27 protein-coding genes are annotated in these 24,885 nt (G+C 30.2%); all 27 read left to right on the top strand.

Annotated elements, in window-relative coordinates; genetic code table 11:
• Positions 1-45 precede the first annotated feature (45 nt).
• The 27 genes from I1959_RS12810 to atpC all read left to right on the top strand — a co-directional run bounded on the left by I1959_RS12810 (position 46) and on the right by atpC (position 24,795).
• Complete coding sequence (locus I1959_RS12810) at positions 46-300, top strand: YabP/YqfC family sporulation protein (RefSeq protein WP_092921439.1); 255 nt, start codon at positions 46-48, stop codon at positions 298-300.
• Entirely contained in the window at positions 301-795 is a 495-nt protein-coding gene (yabQ, locus tag I1959_RS12805) for a spore cortex biosynthesis protein YabQ (protein ID WP_092921437.1), read from the top strand. It abuts the gene before it with no gap.
• Positions 796-801: 6 nt separating this feature from the next.
• Positions 802-1,086 (top strand): FtsB family cell division protein, encoded by a 285-nt coding sequence (locus I1959_RS12800; protein WP_166504668.1) that lies wholly within the window; start codon positions 802-804, stop codon positions 1,084-1,086.
• 129 nt (positions 1,087-1,215) lie between these two features.
• Positions 1,216-2,136 (top strand): Ppx/GppA phosphatase family protein, encoded by a 921-nt coding sequence (locus I1959_RS12795; protein WP_166504669.1) that lies wholly within the window; start codon positions 1,216-1,218, stop codon positions 2,134-2,136.
• An 89-nt stretch (positions 2,137-2,225) separates the two neighbouring features.
• Positions 2,226-4,595 (top strand): stage II sporulation protein E, encoded by a 2,370-nt coding sequence (gene spoIIE, locus I1959_RS12790; protein ID WP_195238522.1) that lies wholly within the window; start codon positions 2,226-2,228, stop codon positions 4,593-4,595.
• Positions 4,596-5,211: 616 nt separating this feature from the next.
• On the top strand, positions 5,212-6,930 hold the full coding sequence (pepF, locus tag I1959_RS12785) for an oligoendopeptidase F (protein WP_416389771.1): 1,719 nt from the start codon (positions 5,212-5,214) through the stop codon (positions 6,928-6,930).
• Positions 6,931-7,636: 706 nt separating this feature from the next.
• Positions 7,637-8,638: a class II fructose-bisphosphatase gene (gene glpX, locus I1959_RS12780; RefSeq protein WP_092921429.1), complete on the top strand. Its 1,002-nt coding sequence runs from the start codon at positions 7,637-7,639 to the stop codon at positions 8,636-8,638.
• Positions 8,639-8,898: 260 nt separating this feature from the next.
• A complete protein-coding gene (gene rho, locus I1959_RS12775; protein ID WP_092921427.1) occupies positions 8,899-10,404 on the top strand; it encodes a transcription termination factor Rho in 1,506 nt (501 codons plus the stop codon).
• 116 nt (positions 10,405-10,520) lie between these two features.
• On the top strand, positions 10,521-10,721 hold the full coding sequence (gene rpmE / locus I1959_RS12770) for a 50S ribosomal protein L31 (RefSeq protein ID WP_092727659.1): 201 nt from the start codon (positions 10,521-10,523) through the stop codon (positions 10,719-10,721).
• Positions 10,722-10,793: 72 nt separating this feature from the next.
• A complete protein-coding gene (locus tag I1959_RS12765; protein WP_092921425.1) occupies positions 10,794-11,378 on the top strand; it encodes a thymidine kinase in 585 nt (194 codons plus the stop codon).
• Between the two features lie 139 nt (positions 11,379-11,517).
• Positions 11,518-12,417 (top strand): DUF1385 domain-containing protein, encoded by a 900-nt coding sequence (locus I1959_RS12760; RefSeq protein ID WP_092921423.1) that lies wholly within the window; start codon positions 11,518-11,520, stop codon positions 12,415-12,417.
• Positions 12,418-12,427: 10 nt separating this feature from the next.
• A complete protein-coding gene (gene prmC / locus I1959_RS12755) occupies positions 12,428-13,276 on the top strand; it encodes a peptide chain release factor N(5)-glutamine methyltransferase (RefSeq protein WP_092921421.1) in 849 nt (282 codons plus the stop codon).
• A 44-nt stretch (positions 13,277-13,320) separates the two neighbouring features.
• Positions 13,321-14,385, top strand: coding sequence for a peptide chain release factor 1 (gene prfA, locus I1959_RS12750; protein ID WP_092921419.1), 1,065 nt, complete (start codon positions 13,321-13,323; stop codon positions 14,383-14,385).
• A gap of 118 nt (positions 14,386-14,503) precedes the next feature.
• Entirely contained in the window at positions 14,504-15,184 is a 681-nt protein-coding gene (locus I1959_RS12745; RefSeq protein WP_092921417.1) for a ZIP family metal transporter, read from the top strand.
• 28 nt (positions 15,185-15,212) lie between these two features.
• Positions 15,213-16,253 (top strand): L-threonylcarbamoyladenylate synthase, encoded by a 1,041-nt coding sequence (locus I1959_RS12740; protein ID WP_166504673.1) that lies wholly within the window; start codon positions 15,213-15,215, stop codon positions 16,251-16,253.
• A 59-nt stretch (positions 16,254-16,312) separates the two neighbouring features.
• Positions 16,313-16,765, top strand: a complete 453-nt coding sequence (gene rpiB / locus I1959_RS12735) for a ribose 5-phosphate isomerase B (RefSeq protein WP_195238520.1) — start codon at positions 16,313-16,315, stop codon at positions 16,763-16,765.
• A gap of 12 nt (positions 16,766-16,777) precedes the next feature.
• Positions 16,778-17,407, top strand: a complete 630-nt coding sequence (gene upp, locus I1959_RS12730) for a uracil phosphoribosyltransferase (protein ID WP_166504675.1) — start codon at positions 16,778-16,780, stop codon at positions 17,405-17,407.
• Between the two features lie 543 nt (positions 17,408-17,950).
• Positions 17,951-18,178, top strand: a complete 228-nt coding sequence (locus I1959_RS12725) for an AtpZ/AtpI family protein (RefSeq protein ID WP_092921409.1) — start codon at positions 17,951-17,953, stop codon at positions 18,176-18,178.
• 4 nt (positions 18,179-18,182) lie between these two features.
• The gene (locus I1959_RS12720) at positions 18,183-18,572 is read left to right on the top strand and encodes an ATP synthase subunit I (RefSeq protein WP_092921407.1); all 390 of its coding nucleotides are present in this window, start codon (positions 18,183-18,185) and stop codon (positions 18,570-18,572) included.
• A 2-nt stretch (positions 18,573-18,574) separates the two neighbouring features.
• Entirely contained in the window at positions 18,575-19,279 is a 705-nt protein-coding gene (atpB, locus tag I1959_RS12715; RefSeq protein WP_166504676.1) for a F0F1 ATP synthase subunit A, read from the top strand.
• Between the two features lie 57 nt (positions 19,280-19,336).
• On the top strand, positions 19,337-19,582 hold the full coding sequence (atpE, locus tag I1959_RS12710; RefSeq protein WP_092921403.1) for an ATP synthase F0 subunit C: 246 nt from the start codon (positions 19,337-19,339) through the stop codon (positions 19,580-19,582).
• 97 nt (positions 19,583-19,679) lie between these two features.
• Positions 19,680-20,180: a F0F1 ATP synthase subunit B gene (gene atpF, locus I1959_RS12705; protein ID WP_092921401.1), complete on the top strand. Its 501-nt coding sequence runs from the start codon at positions 19,680-19,682 to the stop codon at positions 20,178-20,180.
• On the top strand, positions 20,180-20,719 hold the full coding sequence (locus tag I1959_RS12700; RefSeq protein ID WP_243240047.1) for a F0F1 ATP synthase subunit delta: 540 nt from the start codon (positions 20,180-20,182) through the stop codon (positions 20,717-20,719). The genes atpF and I1959_RS12700 overlap by 1 nt, the downstream gene beginning before the upstream one ends.
• 15 nt (positions 20,720-20,734) lie before the next feature.
• On the top strand, positions 20,735-22,237 hold the full coding sequence (gene atpA, locus I1959_RS12695) for a F0F1 ATP synthase subunit alpha (protein ID WP_166504678.1): 1,503 nt from the start codon (positions 20,735-20,737) through the stop codon (positions 22,235-22,237).
• Between the two features lie 27 nt (positions 22,238-22,264).
• Complete coding sequence (gene atpG, locus I1959_RS12690) at positions 22,265-23,122, top strand: ATP synthase F1 subunit gamma (protein ID WP_092921398.1); 858 nt, start codon at positions 22,265-22,267, stop codon at positions 23,120-23,122.
• Positions 23,123-23,137: 15 nt separating this feature from the next.
• Positions 23,138-24,532 (top strand): F0F1 ATP synthase subunit beta, encoded by a 1,395-nt coding sequence (gene atpD, locus I1959_RS12685; protein WP_092921397.1) that lies wholly within the window; start codon positions 23,138-23,140, stop codon positions 24,530-24,532.
• Positions 24,533-24,534: 2 nt separating this feature from the next.
• Positions 24,535-24,795 (top strand): ATP synthase F1 subunit epsilon, encoded by a 261-nt coding sequence (gene atpC / locus I1959_RS12680; protein ID WP_195238518.1) that lies wholly within the window; start codon positions 24,535-24,537, stop codon positions 24,793-24,795.
• Positions 24,796-24,885 lie beyond the last annotated feature (90 nt).

Raw genomic sequence — 24,885 nt, 5'->3', positions numbered from 1 at the left:
GTATATTTATAGTAGTATTAATTGAAAATTTACTGGGGGGGTACTATGGAACATAATATAACCTTAAAGGATAGGAGCAATTTAATTGTTTCTGGTGTAGAGCACATCTACTCCTTTAGCGATAAAAAGGTAGAAGTTAAAACAAGCGCAGGTGAAATGGTAATAGAAGGTGAAAACCTAGATATGAGTAAGCTGAGCATAGACGAGAAAGTTATAAATGTAGATGGAACCATAAATGCTATAATTTACTCCAAGGAAAGAAAAACACAAGAAAGCTTTTTTAAGAAGGTGTTTAAGTAGATGACTCCGTTTACTCAAGATGCTAGTTATTTTTTTGCAACTATTTACGGTGGGATAGTTGTAGGCGTATTATTTGATATTTATAGAGTTATAAAATCAAATTTTAAATTTATAAAATACTGCTCTTTAGTTTTTGATGCATTATTTTGGATTTTAACTACAATAACAGTTTTTATAACCGTAAATGCAATAGAATCTTTTGAACTGAGATATTATCATTTTTTAGCCTTATTTATTGGTTTTATTTTATATTACAACACCATAAGCAAATTTGTTTTAGCAATAATGAATAAAGTATTATATATTTTAACAGCATTAATCAAAAATACCACAAAGTACATAGTCAGTATTTTGAAGAATTTGTATTACGTTATGATATACACACTACACTTTTTATTTGATATGATATTTTATATACCTAATATGATTGTACTTATAAATAGGGGAGTAAAGAGAAAAACATTAGGTAAGATAAAAATAAGAAAAAAGGTGTAGGTTAATATGAACTTAAGAAAAAAATTTTCGAGCCAGTTTATAGTATTAACATTATTTTTAGGTGTCATAATAGTAGGCATGATGAGTGGATTTATATTTCAACTAAAAAAGTATAAGGAATATAAAGAAGAAATTTATAGTCTCAATGAGCAAATAAAAGAGACTAGGCTAGAAATAAAAGAGGCTGAAAAAGCAAAGAGTAATAACGACCTAGAGACTATGGCTAGAGAACGCTTAAATATGGTTAAGCCAGGGGAAATCATATATATTGATATAAAAGAAGGTAACTAAGTTACCTTCTTTTTAGATGATAAATATTTAAGGTATGTGAATGCATGTAAATATGAGATAATTAACATATATAGTTAAAAAATTAGTTGTACCTTATTATTGAACAAAAAAGACAAAGGAGATATACCAATGAAGATAGGAGCAATTGATATTGGAACAAACTCAATGAGACTTTTAGTGGCTGATTATATAAATGGCAAGATAGAAAATAGAAAAAAATTTATAAATACTACACGAATAGGACAAGGTGTAGATAAAGAAGGATATATAAATAAAGAAGCGATAGATAGAAATATAAAAGCACTAGAAACATTCTCTGATATATGTAAAGAAGAAGGTTGTGAAAAAATATATGCAATGGGAACTTCTGCATTAAGAGACAGCAAGAATAAAAATGAATTTATAGACTTAGCCAAAGAAAAAACAGGCATAGATATAGAAATAATAAGTGGCGTAGAAGAGTCAAATTTAGGATTTAAGGGTGTGTTAGAAGGTCTAAATGAAAAAGATAATATATTAGTAATAGATATTGGTGGAGGATCAACAGAGTTTATAATTGGAAACCGAAAAGGAATAAGTTTTGCTAAAAGTGAAAATGTAGGAGCCTTAAGGATGACAGAAAAATTTTTAAAAAAAGATCCAATAGATAACAAAGAATTTGAAGATATGGAAGTTTTCATAGAAAATACATTAAAAGATACATTAGAGTATATAAAAAGTTGCAATATAAGTTATCTTGTAGGCATAGGCGGAACTATAACATCTTTATCAGCAATTAACCAGGAATTAGAAGTCTATTCTATGGAAAAAATACACAATAGTGAAATATGCAAAAAAGATATAGATATAGTTCTACAAAGTTTAAAGAATATGACACTAAATGATAAAAAAAGATTAAAAGGATTACAGCCTAAAAGAGCAGATATTATAACTGCTGGTGTAAAAATACTAGATAAAATAATGGAAAAACTAGAAAGTCAAAAAATAATTGTAAGTGAATACGATAATTTGGAAGGATTAATCTGTCAAAAATCAAAAAATATGTCTTAATGTTTTTATTATAGAGAACTCATTATGACAAAAACATTACCCCCCTCTTTGTTACAATCTCATTATAAACAAAAGAGGGGGATTTTTTTATGGAGAAGAGTTCAGTAAAATTAAAAGATAAAACTATTAAAATTAATTATAGAAAATTTAATAGATATATGGAATTAAACACAATTGTATTTATATTAATGGCATTTTTGCTAAGTAGGACTATTTTGATGGATACTATAGCACCTCTGGGATTAGCATTTTTCATATATGTATCTAAGATAGAAAAATATAGACTTCCTGCTTTTATGGCAACGTTGTTGGGAATAATTTTATCCGGAAACACTATGCCTTATATTTTGAAGTATATCCTATGCTTAATTATATATATGTCAATAAACAAGAAAATTAAAGGTGTTAATTCAACCTGGAAGATAGCTCTTTTGGGAACTTTTATTATATTACCTATATCTATTGGACAAGCTCTTTTATCTAATAGATATGTATATGATATTTTTATAGCAATTATGGAATCATCTATAGTATTTATCGGAATATATATATTTTCTTATGGTATTGATTTGCTGAGTAATTCTAATAAGAAAATAACTATGAATGTAGAAGAAATTATATCTTTAAGTATAATAGTTACTTTAAGTATTATGGGAATAGGAGATATGTATATCTTAGGGGTGTCTTTAAAAACAGTCTTGTCTACAATACTTATTCTTATGGCATCTATTATTGGAGGTGCAGCTATGGGAGCTACTTCTGGGGTTATAGTTGGAATAGCATTTATGATAAGTGATATAACTAGTGCTATATATATGGGAGTGTTCTCTGTATCGGGACTAATAAGTGGGGCTTTTAACAAATTAAACAAATATATTTGTATAATAGGGTATATATTATCTTGGTTTATGATATATGGCTATAGTCTAGGTGTTGGATTGGATATTCAACAAATGAGGGATATGTTAATAGGGTGCTTAATAGTATTATTATTACCAAAGAAAGCTTTTGATAGAATAGAAAATAGGATAAGAGTTAATGTGAACTCTAATGAAGTAGTTAATGACTATATAGATAGAATGAAAAGCTTAACTAATAATAGACTATTAAATATGAGCAAAGCTTATGATAGTATAGCAGATACTTTTGATAAGATTAGAGAAAAAGAAAAAGTTGTAGATCAAAAGGATATAGCAAGTATAATAGATATGATTTATATTGATCAGTGTAAAAACTGTGGAATGAAAAGAAGATGCTGGGACTTAAAATTTAATTATACATATACTCTTATGAATGAGATATTACAAAGGATAGAGGAAGAAGGAGAGCTTAAAATAGACAGCGTACCAGAAGATTTTGTAAAAGAGTGTATAACTCCAGAGGGAGTAATTAAAACAATAAATAATTATTATAAATTATTTTTAGTAGATTATAACTGGACAGTAAGATTTTCAGAAAGTAGAAAATTAATAGCAAACCAAATAAGAAGTATATCAAAATCTATGAAGTCTATATCCTATGATTTAGAAAATAATATTGTGCTAGACTTAGAGAAAGAAAATGATTTAAAAGATGAATTAGAAAGAAACTGCATTTCAGTAAACAAGATAAATTATATAACAAAGAGTGATGATGACTTTGAAATAGTAATAAATAAAGATAACTGCATAGATGGATGTCTATGCGATAAAAAGCTAACAAATATTATATCTGATTATATGGGAACTAGTGTATCTGCTCAAAAGGTTGGATGTAGATCTTTAGGTCAAGAATGTAAAATAACTTTTAGTAGAAGTCAAAAATATAAAGCTATAACTGAAGTGATATCAATGTCAAAAGATGGACATATATTGTGTGGGGATAATTATACACATATGGAGATAAGAGATAGTAAATATATGATGGCCATAAGCGATGGAATGGGTAAAGGTCGAAAAGCATATGAAGAATCATCTATAACTATAGATATATTAGAAAAAATGATGGATGCGAAAATTGAAGATGAAATAGTTATCAACACAATTAATAACATGTTATTATTAAAATCGTCAGATGAGATGTTCTCTACATTAGATTTAGGAATAGTTGATTTAAAAAGAGGAATACTAGAAACTATAAAGATGGGGGCATGCCCTACATATATAATGAGAGATAATAAAGATATAGATTTAATATCCTCATCATCATTACCAGTGGGGATTTTATGTGATATAAACTTAGATAGAAAGACAACAAAGGTTAAAGATGGTGATTATATAATTATGGTATCTGATGGAATATTAGATGCTGGTAAGAATAACAATATGGGTGATAACTGGTTAATATACTTCATAAAAGATATGCAAACTACCAATCCAAAAGAGATAGCTAATTTAATACTAGACAAATCTCTTGAAATGCAAGGTGAAACTATAGAGGATGATATGACAGTATTAGTTACTAAGATATATAAAAATTAACTTATCAACATATTGTTAATAATATGTTATTAAAATGTGGATAAGTTTAGAGTTGAGTAATATTAGCCTATATATATTGAAAACACAAAGTTCGACAAAGTAAAACAATAAATAAAAAAATATTTTTTTGATGCAATGAAATTGTATACAAATAAACTAAAAGTATTTATTAACAATATAAGTGAATAACCTACAAAAACTTGTTGATAAGTATTAAATAATTGTTAATAAGTATGTTAAAAGTCAAAATTAAAAAAATTCCAATAGAATAAGAATATTGGAAAAACTAAATATTTGTCGTAATATAGATTGTTAATATGTTGATAAGTATGTGGATAAAGTGTTTATGTATAAATATTTAAAATGGTAATAGTTGAATAATAAGGAACAAAAAAGCCATCCTATAAGTAAGTAGATTTTATTGAAAGGATGGCTTTTTATGAGCAATAAAATATATTATAAAGCAATTATGATTTTGTCTATATCTGTTTTTTGTATAGGAGCTATGCCAGAAATATCTTATGGTAATGATTTTTTGCATAATAAAAGTATTATAGCAATAGACAATCAAGAAGAGACTAAACAAGAAAATAAGAAACATATTGACTATAATAAGATGTGTTGGAATCTACAAGCATTATATAAAAATGATGCTGAATGGGAAAAAGATTTAAAAAAATTTACAAAAGATATAAAGGAATTAAAAAATTATACAGGTAAAATTACCAAGTCTAAGACTCATTTGGATTTTGCACTAGAAATAAAAGAAAGATTAGATATAAAATTAAATAAGCTTGGAGGATATGTAAAATTAAAAAAGGATATAAGTAAAAATTCGTATAAATACTTAGCAATGGATGAAAAATTAGATAATGTATATAGAGACTATAGAATGGTATGTTCAGGTTTAGAATTAGAGGTTCTGAAATTATCAGATAAAGAATTTAAAGAAATCTCATCTAGTAAGAAAATAAAAAGTAAATATAATAGATATTTGTCAAGTATAAGAAGTTCTAAAGATTATTATCTAGATCAAACTTCAGAAAACATACTTGCAGATGTATCGAAAATAACATCATTACCAGGATATATATATGAACTCTTTAGAAATATGGATAAAAAAACAAATTTAAATCCATCTGAGTATAGTCAAGCTTTAGAATCTTTTGATAGAAATGAAAGAAAATCAGCTTACCAAAATGAATTTGTATCTTATAATGACAATATAAATACTTTAGCAGGGCTATTAGTAGGACAAGTAAATAAGAATATATTTTATTCCACTCAAAGAGGATATGAGTCTTCTTTAGATATGTACTTAAAAAGTGATGGGGTAAACACCAAAGTATATGATAGATTAATCGAAACTGTGAGTGATAATACATCTAGCTTGCATAAATATATATCCTTAAGAAAAAAGGCTCTTAATTTAGATAAAGTATATTATTATGATATGTTTGTTCCGATAGTAGATAGTGTTGATAATAGTATAGGATATGAAAAAGCACAAGGAATTATATATTCAGCATTAGCACCTTTAGGTAAAGAATATAGTGATATAGTATATAAAGCTTTTAATGAAAGATGGATTGATGTATATTCGAAAGATGAAAAAGTAAGTGGTGCATATTGTTTATCTGTTTATGATGCTCATCCATATATATTATTAAATTATGGAAGCAATTTAAGTTCAGTATCTACATTAGCTCATGAACTTGGGCATGGAGTATACTCTTATATGAGTGCCAAAAATCAAAATTATTATAATTCAAATCCATCTATATTCACTCATGAGGTAGCATCAACAACTAATGAAGCTTTATTGTATGAAGTGTTAATAAAGAATGCTACAAATGATAAAGAAAAGGCATATTATATAACTCAATACTTAGACTTAATAAAAGATACAGTATTTATTCAGACTATGTATGCTGAGTTTGAAAAAATTATACATGAGATGATGGAAAATGGAGAAGTTTTAAATACACTAGTATTAGATGATACTTGGGGAAAATTACTTCAAAAATATTATGGTAAAGATTATGAATTAGATCAATTAGCAAAAGTAGGATGGTCTAGAATACCGCACTTCTATAATAGTTTTTATGTATATAAGTATGCTACAGGATGTAGTGCAGGTGTTGCATTTGCACAAGATATCTTAAAAAATGGTTCAGATAATTATATTAGTTTTCTAAAAAAAGGAAGTTCAGATTCCCCTACAAATCTTCTGAAAAAAGCAGGAGTAGATTTAACGAGTACACAACCTATAGAAAATACAATAAATAAATTTGATGAATTAGTTAAAGAGTTAGAAACGATTATAGTTAAATAATATAGGTTATTAGTAATATAACTATATAAAAAGTCCTATTTTTGCTAAGTAGGACTTTTTATATAGGATTGATTATTAATGGAAGGAAAGTCATATATAAGAATATAAAATGATTTTTTAAGTTATCAAAAGCATATTTAATATGATTAATACAATATGGATATAATTGAAGCAAAAAAGTAATTTTAAAAGATACTTATAAATATGGTATAATAGCAGCTAAGTATATAGAAGAGAGATTTTAAAGAATAATTTGTGGAGTACATTAACTCAATTATAGAGAGTATAATAAATAATTTATTTGAGGTGGAATAAATGGCAAAAAATCAAAAGAAAAAAAATAAAATTATAGCAATATCAGTAGTAGTAGTACTTGTTGCTACTAGCATGACGACACTATTTGGATTATTAGCAGCTATGATGTAAGAAACTAACCCTTTGGTTAGTTTTTTATTTTAAAGAAATTAAATTAGGTTCTATATAAAATATTAATTTATAAGATTTGTATTAGACATTAAAAAAATATATCTTTATATTAATTTATCATCTAATAAATTAAGTAAAATTTATTTAAAATATAACATACTAGTATGTGTAGGGTTATTATAATACACTAAATAATAAAAAGTGATACACATGTTTACTAATTAACAAATATAATATATAATTTTTCTTAGTAAAACTAACTAAGGAGATGGAGTATATTATGGATAGAAATTTAGCGCTAGAACTTGTTAGGGTAACGGAATCAGCTGCATTAGTATCTTCTAAATTCATGGGTAAAGGAGATAAAAATGGAGCAGATGGAGCAGCAGTAGAGGCTATGAGGAGAGCTTTTGAATCAATAAAAATAGATGGTGAAGTTGTTATAGGTGAAGGTGAACTAGACGAAGCACCAATGCTTTATATTGGGGAAAAAGTTGGTATGAGAACGAAGGGGAGTATGGAAGTTGATATAGCAGTAGATCCACTAGATGGGACTACATTAATAGCTAAAGGACTTCCAAATGCTATATCAGTAATAGCCATGGGAGCTAAGGGAAGTTTATTAAATGCACCAGATACTTATATGAAAAAAATAATAGTAGGGCCAAAGGCAAAAGGAAGTATAGATTTAAATAAATCTCATGAAGAAAATATAAAAAATGTTGCTAAAGCTTTAGGTAAAAAAACAACTCAAATGACTATAATAGTTCAAGATAGAGAAAGACATAATGATATAATAGAAGCTGCAAGAAAACTAGGGGCTAGAATAAAAATGTTTGGAGATGGAGATGTAGCAGCTGCTATAGCTACTTGCTTCGAAGAAACAGGAATAGATATGCTTATGGGAATAGGTGGAGGACCAGAAGGTGTAATAACTGCTGCTGCCATAAAATGTATGGGAGGAGATATGGAAGGCCAAATATATCCTTTAAGTGAACAAGAGAGAGAAAGATGTCATGAAATGGGATTTTCTGATGAGGACTTACAAAAAGTTTTAACTATTGATGACTTAGCAAAAGGAGATGAATTATTCTTTGCTGCTACAGGAATTACAGAAGGTGATTTATTAAAGGGAGTAATACAAATAGGGAACAATAGGGCTAAGACACAATCTGTAGTTATGAGAGCAAAAACTGGGACTATAAGGTTTGTTGATGCAATACATAATTTAGATAAAAATGATATATTAGTAGATTTAATGAAAAAATATAATATGGAATAGAAGTATAATAAATATAGGTTTATTGTCTGAATAAGCCTATATTTTTTTATCGAGGAAATATAAATATACATAAATAGTTTAAAGTTTTTAAAAATAGTATAATATATAGTATATAGAATAATTATTATATATAGCTATGTTTGTATGTTGACCAGTATAGAAGATAAGTGATATTATAAAAATTAATTATAAGTAAATCTTTTCTTTTTCACACCTTTAAATCCCATAGATTAAATGGAAGATATAATAAAGAGATATAGATGAGGAGGATTCTTTTGAATATAGATAACATAAAAGTATCTGAATTAGACGATAAGACTCTACTTCAGTTAAAAGAGATAGCAAAAGAAATAGGCATAAAGTCTATAAGCAAGTATAAAAAGAATGAATTAATAGATATAATAAAAGAAAGTTTAGAAAAAGACAGTGTAGAGAAAGAACAGAAAGTTAAACAAATAGAAGTTAAAGAAGAGAGAAATAGTCAACAAAGAAACGAAGAAAATAGAAATAATCGTAATACAGAAAACAGAAATCATAGAAATAATACGGAAAATAATCATAGAAATCATATAGAAAATAACAATACTAGAAATAATAAAGGATACTATACTCAAAAGGTAGTAGATGAATCTAAAATAATAGATGAATTTAATACATCAAAAGATGATGAGGTAGTAGGAGTTCTTGAAATACTTCCAGATGGGTTTGGATTCTTAAGAGGGTCAAATTACCTATCTACAGAAGGAGATGTTTATGTATCGCCTTCTCAAATAAGAAGATTTAATATGAAAACTGGAGATAAGATAAAAGGAATAACTAGACACCCTAAAACAGGAGAAAAGTTCAGGGCTCTTTTATATGTTCAAAAAATAAATGACGAGAAGCCTGAAACAGCGATACAAAGAAAGGCCTTTGAATTATTAACTCCAATATACCCAGAAGAAAGACTTACATTAGAAAGACATCAACATGATATAGCTACCAGATTAATAGATTTAATATCTCCGATAGGAAAGGGTCAAAGAGGATTAATAGTTGCACCTCCTAAAGCAGGTAAGACAAGCTTATTAAAAAATGTAGCAAATAGTATAGCTAAAAATCATCCTAATGTAGAACTTATAGTACTTCTTATAGATGAAAGACCAGAAGAAGTTACTGATATGAGAGAATCTATTAATGGAGATGTTATATACTCAACATTTGACCAAGTATCTAGCCACCATGTTAAAGTCGCTGAAATGGTATTAAATAGAGCACAAAGACTAGTTGAACATGGAAAGGATGTAGTTATATTATTAGATAGTATAACTAGACTTGCGAGAGCTTATAATTTAACAATATCTCCAACAGGAAGAACTTTATCTGGAGGACTTGATCCAGGAGCATTACATGGGCCTAAGAAATTCTTTGGTGCAGCTAGAAATATAAGACAAGGTGGTTCGTTAACTATACTTGCGACTGCTTTAGTAGAAACAGGTTCTAGAATGGATGATGTAATATTTGAAGAATTCAAAGGAACTGGAAATATGGAGCTTAACTTAGACAGAAAGTTAGCTGAAAAGAGAATATTCCCAGCTGTAGATATATACAAGTCAGGAACAAGAAGAGAAGATCTATTACTTACAGAAGAAGAGAAGTCAGCTTTATATAAATTAAGAAGAGAAATGAGTAATAATTCTGTATTAGAGGTTACAGATAAAGTTATAGAATTATTAAAAAGAACAAAGAATAATGAAGAGTTTATCAAATCGATAAAAGGAATTTAATCTAAAGAAAAACTGCTTGTACCAATAAAAAACTTATGTTATAATGGTGTAGTTGATAATGCAAAACGAAAAAATTAATATAGTTAATTTATAAAATTTGAGAAGAGGTGAATATGATGCAAAAAGATATACAACCAAAATACGAAGCTGTAGAAGTACGTTGTGCTTGTGGGAACACTTTCAAAGCTGGTTCTGTTAAGGACGAGATAAAAATAGAAATATGTTCTGAGTGCCATCCTTTCTATACTGGAAAGCAAAAGAATATAGAAGCAGGTGGAAGAATAGACAAGTTCAAGAAGAGATTCAAAATGGACTAATCTTTACAAAAATGGAGTTGGGCAGCCAACTCCTATTTTAATGTAATCTAACAATCATAGGGGGTACGAAATATGTATAGACCTGTAAATCACGGGTATATAGAGGTTGTCATAGGACCTATGTACAGTGGTAAAAGTGAAGAGCTTATAAGAAGATTGAGAAGAGCTAAAATAGCAAAACAAAATGTAGTAGTATTTAAGCCTCAAATAGATAATAGATATAGTAAAGAGGATGTTGTTTCACATAATGGAGACAGTATAAATGCAATACCTATAAGTAATGCAAGAGAGATATATAATCATATAGATAATAAGACTCAGGTGGTAGGAATTGATGAAGTTCAGTTCTTTGATGAAGAAATAGTTGAAATAGCTATGAACTTAGCAGATAAAGGTATAAGAGTTATTGCTGCTGGTCTTGATATGGACTTTAAAGGAGAGCCTTTTGGACCAACACCAAAGTTATTAGCTGTTGCAGAATTTGTTGATAAGATACAAGCTATATGTTCAGTATGTGGACAGCCAGCTAATAGATCTCAAAGATTAATAAATGGAGAACCTGCAAGATATGATGACCCTATAATACAAGTAGGGGCTGTTGAAACTTATGAAGCTAGATGCAGAAAATGTCATGTGGTTTATAAAGATAAAAAATAATTGAAAGTAAAGGGAGTTTCTTAAAATGATGTTAATCACCAAGGAATGCTCCCTTTTATAATATAAAAAGTCTATTTTAATACATACTCTTATATTATAATAAAGAAATAAGTAAAGTATAAAATAAAGAGGTGAATTAATGAAGAAGCAATCTGTAGGTGGTCAGGCTGTAATCGAAGGGGTTATGATGCAGTCTAAAGAAAAAAGAGCCGTTGCAGTGAGGAAAAGCAATGGGGAGATTGTTGTAAAGAAAAATAGAGTAAAAAGTTGGATAAAAGATAAGAATATAGATAAAATACCATTTTTAAGAGGTTCATTTGTATTAATCGAGACAATGGTAGAAGGTATTAAAAGTTTAAACTTCTCATCAGAATTTTTTTTAGATGAAGAAGAAGAGGATGCTTTTGACAGGTTTTTCAAGAGTATATTTAAAGATAAAGCTAATGATGTGATGATAGGTTTGACTATGATAATATCTATTATTTTATCAATAGGATTATTTGTACTAATTCCTACTGTAGTAGGAGGTTTGTTTTCAAAATATATACAAAGCGATTTCGTATTAAACCTAATAGAAGGCTTTGCTAGAATAGCTATTTTATTTATATACATAGTAGGAATATCTAAGAGTAAAGATATAGAAAGGGTATTTCAATATCATGGTGCCGAGCATAAATCTATATACTGCTATGAAAGTGGAGAAGAGCTTACAGTAGAAAATGCTAGAAAATTTACTAGACTACACCCGAGGTGTGGGACTAACTTTTTATTTATAGTTATGTTTACGTCTATTATACTATTCTCTTTCTTTGGATGGCCTAATCCCATATTAAGAGTGGTTATGAGAATAATATGTATTCCTGTGGTTGCTGGAATATCTTATGAAATAATAAGATTTCTTGGGAAATATAATAATAGTCTTACTAAAATTGTCGCATATCCAGGAATGTTTTTACAAAACTTTACAACTAAAGAACCTGATGATGAGCAATTAGAAGTAGCACTAACAGCATTAAAAGCTGTAATAGAAGAAAAATAAAGGTGATAATATGACAATAAGAGACATACTTATAAAGTATATGGAGGAATTAAAAGAAATAAGTGACACTCCAAGATTAGACACGGAAATTATTTTACAAAAAGTACTTGGAGATGTGGATAGAATTTATATCCATTTAAACTTAAATAAAGAATTAACTAAAGAACAATATAAAATGTTTTTAAGTTTAATATCAGAAAGGATAAATGGAAGACCGATAGCTTATATAGTAGGTAATAGAGAATTTATGGGACTTGATTTCTTTGTAAAAGAAGGTGTTTTAATACCTAGACCTGATACAGAACCTTTAGTGGAAGAAATTATTGAACTTTGTAAGGATAAAGAAGTTAATATAGTGGATATAGGAACAGGTTCAGGGGCTATAACTGTAAGTCTAGCTAAGTATATAGAAAAATCTAAAGTTGTATCTTTAGATATATCGGATATACCTTTAGAAGTGGGAAAAATAAATGCAATAAACAATGGTGTAGATGATAAGGTCGTATTTAAGAAATCAGATTTATTTTCAGCTATTGAAAATATAGAAACTAAATTTGATGTTATAGTTTCAAATCCACCATATATACCTAAAAGGGACATAGAAACACTTCATACGCAAGTTAAAGATTATGAGCCATACAATGCCTTAGAAGGTGGAGAAGATGGACTTGATTTCTATAGAGATATAACCAAACAATCAGTAAGATATATTAAAGAAAATGGAATATTGGCATATGAAGTTGGGCATGATCAAGCAGAAGATGTAAAGCGAATTATGGAAGCTAATGGATACACAAATATATATACAAAGAAGGATATACAAGGTATTGATAGAGTTGTTATAGGCTATAAACTATGATATAATGAAAAATTGATATGTTACAATAAACGAGGTGAAAAAGGATGCTAAAAAAATTAGATGTATTAGAAGATAAATACAAAGATTTAACAGAAAAAATAAGTGATCCGGAAATAATAAATGATCAAAAAACTTGGCAAAAGTACATGAAAGAACATTCTGACTTAGAGCCAATAGTAATGAAGTATAGAGAATATAAAAATGTTTTAACTAGTATAGCTGATTCAAAGGAAATACTACAAGAAGAATCAGATGAAGAGTTAAGAGACCTAGCTAAGATGGAATTATCTGAGTTAGAAGAGCAAGTAGAACCTCTAGAAGCGGAATTAAAGATATTATTATTACCAAAGGACCCTAACGATGAAAAGAACGTAATCGTTGAGATAAGAGGAGGAGCTGGTGGAGATGAAGCAGCTCTATTCGCAGGGGACCTATTCAGAATGTATTCAAGATACGCTGAAAGAAGAAGATGGAAAATGGAATTATTAAGTGCAAGTGATACTGGTGTTGGTGGATATAAAGAGGTATCATTCTTAATAAAAGGTAAGGGAGCTTACTCAAGACTTAAATATGAGTCAGGAGTTCATAGAGTTCAAAGAATACCATCTACTGAATCAGGAGGAAGAATCCATACATCTACTGCAACAGTTGCAGTTTTACCAGAAGTTGAAACAGTAGAAGTAAACATAAACCCAAATGACTTAAGAATAGATGTTTTCCGTTCTTCAGGAAATGGTGGGCAAAGTGTTAACACTACTGACTCTGCGGTAAGAATAACTCACATACCTACAGGAGAGGTAGTATCTTGTCAGGATGGTAAATCACAGTTAAAAAATAAAGAACAAGCATTAAAAATACTAGTAGCAAGACTTAATGATAAAGCTATAGCTGAGCAAAACAAAGATATAGCAGCGGAAAGAAAGAGTCAGGTTGGTACTGGAGATAGATCTGAAAGAATAAGAACTTACAACTTCCCTCAAGGAAGAGTTAGTGATCATAGAATAAACTTAACATTATATAAGTTAGATTCATTCTTAGATGGAGATATAGATGAAATGATAGATGCTTTAATAACTGTAGATCAAACTGAGAAAATGGCATCACTATAATTTGATTAAATCTAATCCTTCTATTAATCCCTATTAATTTAGGGATTTTTATATAACATGAATAAATATGTTCCTTCTTTAAGTATACATTAGTATATAAAATTTAAAGGAGGAGCATATGATACTTAAAATAACATTAATAGGACTTTTAGCAGGTGTAATAGGAACTGGTATGGGTGGTGTTATATCCGCAGTTTTCAAGAAAAATGTGGACAAATATCTTAGTTTTTTTATGGGGATATCTGGAGGCATAATGTTAGCTGTAGTAGTTTTCGATTTGATGAATGAGTCAATGGAGGAAATGGGAATAGCATATACTTCCTTATTTGTATTAATTGGTGTACTTATCACCATGTATATAAAAAATAAGCTCGATATACCTAGTGACTTAAAATCTGGATATCTTGTTTTTATTAGTATATTACTTCACAATCTACCGGAGGGGTTAGCGATTGGATCGTCTTTTATATCGGAGGAATCCTTTGGTATAACTTTAGCAATAATAATTGGAATTCACAATATTCCAGAAGGATTAGCTATGGCACTTAGTTTAGTGGGGTCTAAAATTAAAATACCAAAAGTGATTGGATTTACACTGTTAGCAGGAGTTCCTATGGGTGTGGGTAGTTTTTTAGGTGGTTGTTTTGGGATAGTATTTAATTCTTTAATGGGTATTTTTCTTTCTTTAGCTGCAGGAACTATGATATATGTAGTTTTAGAAGAAATATTTCCAAAGTCAACGACATTACATTGTATAATTGGTTTTTTAGTAGGTACAATAATTGTAAAGTGTATTTAAGCTAAAAATGAAAGTAGGCATACAAAAGATGAAAACAATAATAAGTAAAATAGATGTTAATAACATAAATGTAGAAGAATTAAAAAAACAAGCAGAATTATTAAAAGAAGGAAAGACTGTAATATTCCCGACTGAAACAGTATATGGTCTAGGAGCAAATGCTCTAGATGAAAATGCCGTAAAGAAAATATATGAAGCTAAAGGCAGACCTAGCGATAATCCACTTATAGTACATATATATGATAGAGAAGAAGTTAGAGATCTGGCTAAAGATATAAGTAATAAAGCCGAGATTGTTATGGATAAGTTTTGGCCAGGACCAATAACTATAATACTTAATAAAAAGGACATAGTTCCTAACACGACTAGTGGAGGATTAGATACGGTAGCTATAAGGATGCCGTCTCATAAAATAGCAAGAGAACTTATAAAACAATCAGGACTACCTATTGCAGCACCATCTGCTAATATATCAGGTAGACCATCTCCAACTAAAGGTAACCATGTAAAAGAAGAAATGGATGGAAGAGTTAGTGGTATTGTTTTAGGTGGAAATTGTGATTTTGGACTGGAATCTACAGTGTTAGACCTTACAGGTGAGGTACCTATGATACTTAGACCTGGAAGTATAACAAAAGAAGATCTAGAAGAAGTTTTAGGAGAAGTTTTGGTCGATCCTTCTCTATTAAAAAAAGAAGATAATAAAAAAGCAAAAGCACCTGGGATGAAGTATACACATTATTCTCCTGATGCAGACGTATACATAGTGTCAGGGAATGATAAAGATGTTATCAATAAAATAAATCAAATCATACGTGAAAACTCTGAAAATGGTATTAAATCTGGAGTGATGTGTGTAGAAAAAAATAAAGAAGTATATGAAGGAGAAGTTATTTCTTTGGGGAATACTTTAGAAGAAGTAGGAAGCAATTTATTTGATGTACTAAGAGAAATGGATAAAAGAAATGTAGATATAGTTTATTCTGAATCCTTTGAAATGACTGGTGTAGGTCAAGCTATAATGAATAGATTACTTAAATCGGCAGGATATAAAGTAATAAAAGCATAAATTTATGGCAAAAGTAGGTTAAAATATATTATAATAATATAAATTGGAGGACTAGGCAGATGAAAATAGGACTAGGTAGTGATCATGGAGGATATAATCTTAAGGAAGAAATAAAAAAGCACTTAGAAGCTAAAGGCATAGAGTGTGTAGATTTTGGACCAAAAAATGACTTAGAATCAGTGGACTATCCTATATATGGGGAGATAGTTGCCAATTCAGTAGTAAATAAAGAGATTGATTATGGAATAATTTGCTGTGGAACAGGAATAGGTATATCTTTAGCAGCTAATAAAGTTAAAGGAATTAGATGTGCTGTAGTATCTGATGTTTTCTCAGCTAAGATGTCTAAAGCTCATAATGATGCAAACATGTTATCTTTAGGCGAGAGAGTTTTAGGAAGAGGATTAGCTTTAGAAATAGTAGATGCATGGATAAATACAGAATTTGAAGGCGGTAGACACTCAAAAAGAGTTGATATGATAAAAGAAATAGAAAAAAAGCACAGCAAATAGGAGGTAGTCATAATGGGTAAAGTAATAATCACAGATCATCCATTAATACAACACAAGTTAACATTAATGAGAGATAAGAACACTGGGTCAAAGGATTTCAGACAACTTTTAACAGAAATAAGTATGTTAATGGGATATGAAATAACAAGAGACTTACAATTAGAAGAGGTGGAGATAGAAACACCAGTAGTAAAAACTGCATCTAAGGTTATAGCAGGTAAAAAGTTAGGAATAGTACCAATACTAAGAGCAGGTTTAGGTATGGTAGATGGACTTATAAGTTTAACACCAGCTGCAAAAGTTGGTCATGTAGGCTTATACAGAGATCCAGAAACATTACAACCAGTAGAATACTACTGTAAATTACCACAAGATATAGAAGAAAGAGAAATGATAGTTGTAGATCCAATGCTTGCTACGGGTGGATCTGCAGTTGCAGCTATAGATGTACTTAAAGCAAGAGGGGCTAAGTTTATAAGATTAGTTAACTTAGTTGCTGCTCCAGAAGGTATAGCAGAAGTTCAAAAATATCATCCAGATGTAGATATATATGTTGCATCAGTAGATGAAAAATTAAATGAGCATGGTTATATAGTTCCAGGTTTAGGAGATGCAGGAGACAGACTATACGGTACAAAGTAATAAGACAACATGGAAAAGGTATCTATAAAATTTATAGATGCCTTTTTAATAACGAGTAAGGAAAAGGATATCTGTTAAAGAGGTGAAGTTAAAAAAATAACAAAACTTTAAATGAAGAAATTTCTATATTATGCTAGTCGGTTTAAATTGTTATTGAGAATCAGAATATTTAATTATTAATCTTAAAACATGCATAAATGAGTGAATAGGTAGAATAATATACAAAAACCATTAAAATTTTATAAATATATATTAAATATTATTTAAATGGGATAGAAATTGTATAGTTTGAATAATATATTTATGAAAACATTTTATTCAAGTTATATACCTATAATGGCTTAAATTGGTGCTTTCACAAAACTTCAAATGAATTCAAAAAAAATCAAATTTAATAAAAAAATGTTTAAAAATTGCTGAAAAAGTGGTAATATAGGATATATGGTTTTTTATATAAAGGGCTCAAAGTGGGTCTTATAAATCATGTACATAAGTAAATTTAATGAATATATAAGAAACTATTCATAGAGAGGTATCTAATGTATGAGTAAACACAAGATATACATGGAAATAGCTAAGATGCTTTCTTTGATAAGTCAAGTAGGGTTGATGATATTAATTCCTATATTTGGGTGTACCTTTTTAGGAAAGTTTTTTGATTCCAAATTTAATACAGAACCAATATTTATGATAGTATTTTTATTATTAGGAGTTGGTGGAGCATTTATGGGAGTTTATAAAACTTTAATAGTATACACAAAAAGGAAGTGATTATATGCATACAAAACTACAAGATGAAATAAACTACGTAACAAAGGGAGTTATAGTTTACGATCTTATAGCTATTATATTATTGTTGATAACTTCAACATTTAGCAAAGAAATGCTTTTAGGGTTGATATTTGGTACGATAATAGCTGTACTTAATTTTAGATTGTTAGCTATAACAATAGAAAAATCGGTAACTATGCCTGTTTCTAAGGCTCAAATATACTCAGCTGGTCAATATTTGCTGAGGATGACTGTGACAGGAGTAGTGCTATTTGTCTCTGTAAAAGCCCCATACATACATGTATTAGGGGTTGCAATAGGGTTATTAAGTCCTAAGTTTGTTATATTAACAAAAACATTCTTAATAGACAAACTCAAAAGAAAGGAGGCGTAAGTATGAGCCAAGCAAAATGGGTTATATTTTTCGGTAACTTTAAATTAAGTGAAACCGTAGTAACAAGTTGGTTAATACTTGCAGGGCTTGCTTTAGCTTCTTACTTAATGACAAGAAACCTAAAGAAAGTTCCAACAAGTAAATTGCAAATATTCTTAGAATTTGCTATAGGTGGGCTTGCTAAATTAGTAGAAGATACTATGGGTAAGGAAACTGTAAAAAGAATGCCAAATGTGGTTCCGTACATAGGAAGTTTATTTTTATTCTTTGCGGTTTCTAACTTAATAGGATTATTAGGATTTAGATCACCTACAACAGATTTAGATACTACATTAGCATGGTCATTAATAACATTCGTTATGATTTATTATGCAGGTGTTAAATTTAATGGTCCAGTATACTTCAAAGGATTATTAGAGCCAAACCCACTGTTATTACCACTTAACTTAATAGGAGAATTAGCGAAACCAGTTTCACTAAGTTTCCGTCCATTTGGTAATATACTTGGTGGAGCCGTTATAATGGCTTTACTATATGACTTCTTGGGATATCTATCAACATTAATCCCAGGTGTTACAATACCTTTTGGTCAGTTAATAATACCAGTACCACTGCACTTATATTTTGATATATTTGCTGGATTATTACAGTCATTTATATTCATAATGTTAACGATGGTATTCGTAGGAAGTGCAGCAACAGAATAAAAAAATATTAAATAATCAAAATTTTAAAAAATTAGAATTTCTAAGGAGGAAGTAATTATGGAAACAGCTATAATAGCAGCAGCTTCAGCTATAGGAGCAGGTATCGCAGTTGCAACAGGTATAGGAGCAGGAATAGGACAAGGATTCGCAGCAGGTAAAGGTGCAGAAGCAGTTGGAAACCAACCAGAAGCACAAGGTGATATAATAAAAACAATGTTACTTGGAGCAGCAGTAGCAGAGTCTTCAGCAATATACGGACTAGTTATAGCAATAATCCTTCTATTTGCTAATCCATTAATGTAAGGAAATTATGAATGAATATTAAGAAATTTTGTAAATAGGAGATGGGGAGAGCCATCTCCTACTTACGAATTGTGATTAGTAGGAAGGAGGATAACATATGGAATTCAAGCCACTTATAGGCATATCATATGAATTAATATTCCAGCTTATAAATACATTCCTAGTATTTGTAATATTAAAGAAACTTTTATTCAAACCAGTATTAGGAATAATCGAAGCTAGAGAAAAAGACATCAGAGAAAACTTAGCACAAGGAGAAGTTGCTAAGACAGAAGGTTTATCTTTAAAGAAAGAATATGAAGAAAAGATAATCTCAGCTAAAAACGAAGGTCAAGAAATAATAAAACAAGCTACATTAAGAGCAGAGCAAAAAGAATCTGAAATGATAGCTAATGCTAAAAATGAAGCACAAAATATAAGAGAAAAAGCTAATAAAGATATAGAACAAGAAAGACAAAAAGCTATGAATGAAATCAAAAACGATATATCTGATATAGCATTATTAGCAGCATCTAAAGTTATTGAGAAAGATATAGATAAATCTAAGCACAAGGATTTAATAGATAACTTTATAAAAGAGGTAGGCGAAGCTAAATGATGAATGTAGTCGCGAGTAGATATGCTGAAGCCTTATTTCAAGTAGGAGAAGAAACTAACACAACTGCTAGTTTAAATGAAGAATTAGTAGCAGTTGTAAACATACTAAAATCTAACGAAGATTTTTTCAATGTTTTAAAATCTCCTCTTGTAGGAAAAGGAGAAAAGAAAGACTTATTAAAGAAGGTTTTTCAAAATCAGTTGAGTGAAAATTTAAGCAATTTCTTAAAAATAATGATAGATAAAGATAGAGTTTCAGTTATAGAAGCTGTTCAAAACTCATTTAAAGCATTATTAAATGAAAAAGAAAATGTGTTAGAAGGAACTGCAATAACTGCAGTACCTATGTCTCAAGAAGAAATTAAAGAACTTGAGTTAAAACTTTCAAAAAAATACAACAAAAATGTTACTTTAGAAAACAACGTTGATGAATCTATACTAGGAGGAGTTCTAGTTAGACTTGGAAACGAAGAGATAGACGGAACTGTTAAAACTCGTTTAGCAGGAATGAAAAATATACTATCTCAAGTAATATCTTAGAATGGTGGTGAACCCATGAACTTAAGACCTGAAGAAATAAGTTCTATAATTAAAGAGCAAATAAAAAATTATGAGAATAAAGTTGAATTAACAGATACAGGTAGTGTTTTAAAAGTTGGGGACGGTATAGCTAGTGTTTACGGATTAGATAAAGCTATGGCTGGTGAATTATTAGAGTTCCCAGGAGAAGTATACGGAATGGCTCTTAACCTTGAAGAAGACATGGTTGGGGCAGTTATATTAGGTAACGACTCTGGAATAAAAGAAGGAGATATCGTTAAGAGAACTGGTAATATAGTTCAAGTTCCAGTTGGTGATGCTATGATAGGTAGAGTTGTAAACTCACTAGGGCAACCAGTTGATGGAAAAGGACCTATAAACACTAATAAATTTAGACCAGTTGAATCAGAAGCTACAGGAATAATGGCTAGAAAGTCAGTTCATGAGCCTCTACAAACAGGAATAAAAGCTATCGATGCCATGATACCAATAGGTAAAGGACAAAGAGAGCTTGTAATAGGTGATAGACAAACAGGTAAAACATCTATATGTATAGATACAATACTTAACCAAAAAGGTAAAGATGTTATATGTATATACGTTGCAATAGGACAAAAGCGTTCGACAGTTGCACAAGTTGTTAGTACATTAGAAAAAGGCGGAGCTATGGACTACACAATAGTAGTGTCTGCTACAGCATCTGAATCTGCACCACTTCAATTCTTAGCACCATATGCAGGAGTTGCTATGGGTGAAGAATTTATGTTCAACGGAAAACATGTATTAATAGTATATGATGATTTAACTAAGCACGCGGTTGCATACAGAGAAATGTCATTATTACTTAAGAGACCACCAGGACGTGAAGCTTACCCTGGGGATGTATTCTACTTACACTCAAGATTACTTGAGAGAGCAGCTAAATTATCTGATGAGTTAGGTGCAGGATCTATAACTGCATTACCTATAATAGAAACTCAAGGTGGAGACGTTTCTGCTTATATACCAACTAACGTTATATCAATAACAGACGGACAAATATACCTTGTGCCAGAATTATTCTACTCAGGAATAAGACCAGCAGTTGACCCTGGTATATCAGTATCAAGAGTTGGTGGATCTGCTCAAATAAAATCAATGAAAAAAGTTGCAGGACCATTAAAACTTCTTTACTCTCAATATAAAGAACTTGCAGCATTCTCTCAATTCGGATCAGACTTAGATGAAGATACTAAGAAGAGACTTGCTCAAGGGGAAAGAATAGTTGAGGTTCTAAAACAAGGTGAACATCAACCTATGGATGTTAAAGATCAAGTAATAGCTATATTTGCAGTTGTTAACAACTTATTAGCAGATATACCTGTAAATAATATAAAGAGATTTGAAGCAGAATTAATTGAATTCATAGATGCTAATTATCCACAAATAGGAGAAAAAATTCTTGCGAATGGAGATTTCACTCAAGAATTAACAAACGCTATAAACGATTTCAAGAAGAAATTTGTTATAGAAGCGTAATCCTTTTTAAAAAAGGAGGTAACCCAATTGGCAGGAGCTGGAATGAAAGAAATTAAAACTCGTATTGCCAGTGTTGAAAATACTAAGCAAATAACTAAAGCTATGGAATTAGTTGCTTCTTCAAAGTTTAGAAAAGCTAAGGAAAGAGCAGAAAGTTCTAAGCCATATTTTAATACTTTACAAGAAGCTGTTCAAAATATAGCTAAGAATACGAGTGGAGTTAAAAGTGAATTTCTCAAAGAAAGAGAAGTTAAAAATAAATGTTATATAGTTATAGCAGGAGATAGAGGACTTGCAGGAGGATACAACTCGAATGTATTTAAAACATTAGTTGCAGAGACTCAAGGTTCTAATAATGTTAAGGTTGTAGCTATAGGAAAAAAAGCAAAAGAGTTTGTTAGCAAAAGATCTTTTGACTTAATTGGAACAATAGATTCTGTTGAAGACGTTAAGTATGAAGATATAATCGAGATATCTAATAATATAATGGATTCTTATCAAAACGGAGATATAGATGAAGTTAAGTTAATATATACAGAGTTTGTTTCAGCATTAAGTCAAGAGCCAAGAGTAACTAGATTGTTACCAATAGCAGTAGACAAAGATAAAGAAGAGAAGAATAGTAGAGCTTCTGTTCAATACTTACCTTCTCCAGATGCTGTACTTGGTTTTATCGTACCTAAGTATGTTTCAGGAAGAATATACGGAGGTATAGCTGAAGCTTATGCTTCAGAACAAGCAGCGAGAAGAACAGCTATGGAATCAGCTACAGACAATGCTAATGAAATGATATCTAATTTAGAGTTACAATACAATAGAGCAAGACAAGCAGCAGTTACTCAGGAAATATCTGAGATAGTTGCGGGGGCTTCTTCAGCTCAATAATAAGGAGGTTAGGACATGGCAAATGTAGGTAAAATAGTTCAGGTTATCGGTCCAGTTGTTGACGTAAAGTTCGATGATGAAAAAAGCTTACCTAATCTATTAAATGCATTAGAGATAAAGCACGGAGATAAAAAAATAGTTATAGAAGTTGCACAACATGTTGGTGATGACACAGTTAGATGTATATCGATGAGTTCTACTGATGGACTTGTAAGAGGTATGGAAGTTGTTGATACAGGAGCTGCAATAAGTGTACCTGTAGGAGACGAAACTTTAGGAAGAATATTCAATGTATTAGGTGAGCCAGTTGATGGTAAGGAAGCACCAAAAAATGCTCCTAAGAGTCCTATACATAGAGAAGCTCCAGCATTTGACGAATTAAAGCCAGGTGTTGAAATACTAGAAACAGGAATAAAAGTTGTTGACTTACTAGCACCATACTTAAAAGGTGGTAAAATCGGTCTATTCGGTGGAGCCGGAGTTGGTAAGACAGTTCTTATACAAGAGCTTATAAACAATATAGCTACTCAACACGGTGGTATATCAGTATTCGCAGGTGTTGGGGAAAGAACAAGAGAAGGTAATGACCTTTACGGTGAGATGAGTGAGTCTGGAGTTATTAAAAAGACTGCTCTAGTATTCGGACAAATGAACGAGCCACCTGGAGCAAGAATGAGAGTTGCTTTAACTGGTCTTACAATGGCTGAGCACTTCAGAGATCAAGAAGGACAAGACGTTTTATTATTCGTAGATAATATATTCCGTTTCACTCAAGCAGGATCTGAGGTTTCAGCATTACTTGGACGTACTCCATCAGCAGTTGGATACCAACCAACACTAGCTACGGAGATGGGTAAATTACAAGAGAGAATAACATCTACAAATAAAGGGTCTATAACATCAGTTCAGGCTGTATACGTACCTGCCGATGACTTAACTGACCCAGCACCAGCTACAACATTCACACACTTAGATGCTAAAACAGTTTTATCTAGACAAAAAGCGTCTCTAGGTATATTCCCAGCTGTTGACCCATTAGAGTCTACATCTAGAGTACTTGACCCAGCTGTAGTTGGAAAAGAACATTATGAAGTTGCAGTAGCTGTTCAATCTATACTTCAAAAGTATAAAGAACTTCAAGATATAATAGCTATACTTGGTATGGACGAATTATCTGATGAAGATAAGGTAACAGTACAAAGAGCTAGAAAGATAGAGAGATTCTTATCTCAACCTTTCACAGTTGCTGAGCAATTCACAGGATTTGAAGGTAAATATGTACCTGTTAAAGAAACTGTAAGAAGTTTCAAAGAAATATTAGAAGGTAAGCATGATGACTTACCAGAATCAGCATTCTTATTCGTAGGAAGTATAGAAGAGGCAGTTGCAAAAGCGAAGGAGAGTAGATAATAATGGCAAGCGAATTTGCGGTTAAAATTGTTACTCCTGATAAAATCTTCTATGAAGATAAAACAGAGATGATAATAGTTAGAACTACTGAAGGAGACAGAGGTATATTAAAAAACCATAGACCTTTAGTTGCAGGATTATCTGATGGAACTCTACGTCTAAAAAAAGAAGGTAAATTTAGAGAAGCAAAAATATCTGGGGGATTCATGCAAGTTGAAAAAGAACAAGCTGTTATTTTAACTGAATCTGCAGAGTGGTTATAAAAAAAGACTAGAGTTAAACTCTAGTCTTTTTATTTTAAAAAAACATCAGTACTAATAGAAAATTCTAATTATCTATTAAAAATAATTCTA

Origin of the sequence: Romboutsia sp. 1001285H_161024_C4, from assembly GCF_015550185.1 — a bacterium.
Lineage (GTDB): Bacteria > Bacillota > Clostridia > Peptostreptococcales > Peptostreptococcaceae > Romboutsia_C > Romboutsia_C hominis.
Note: the sequence above shows the minus strand (reverse complement) of the source record. Positions and strands in the feature narration are given on the sequence as shown.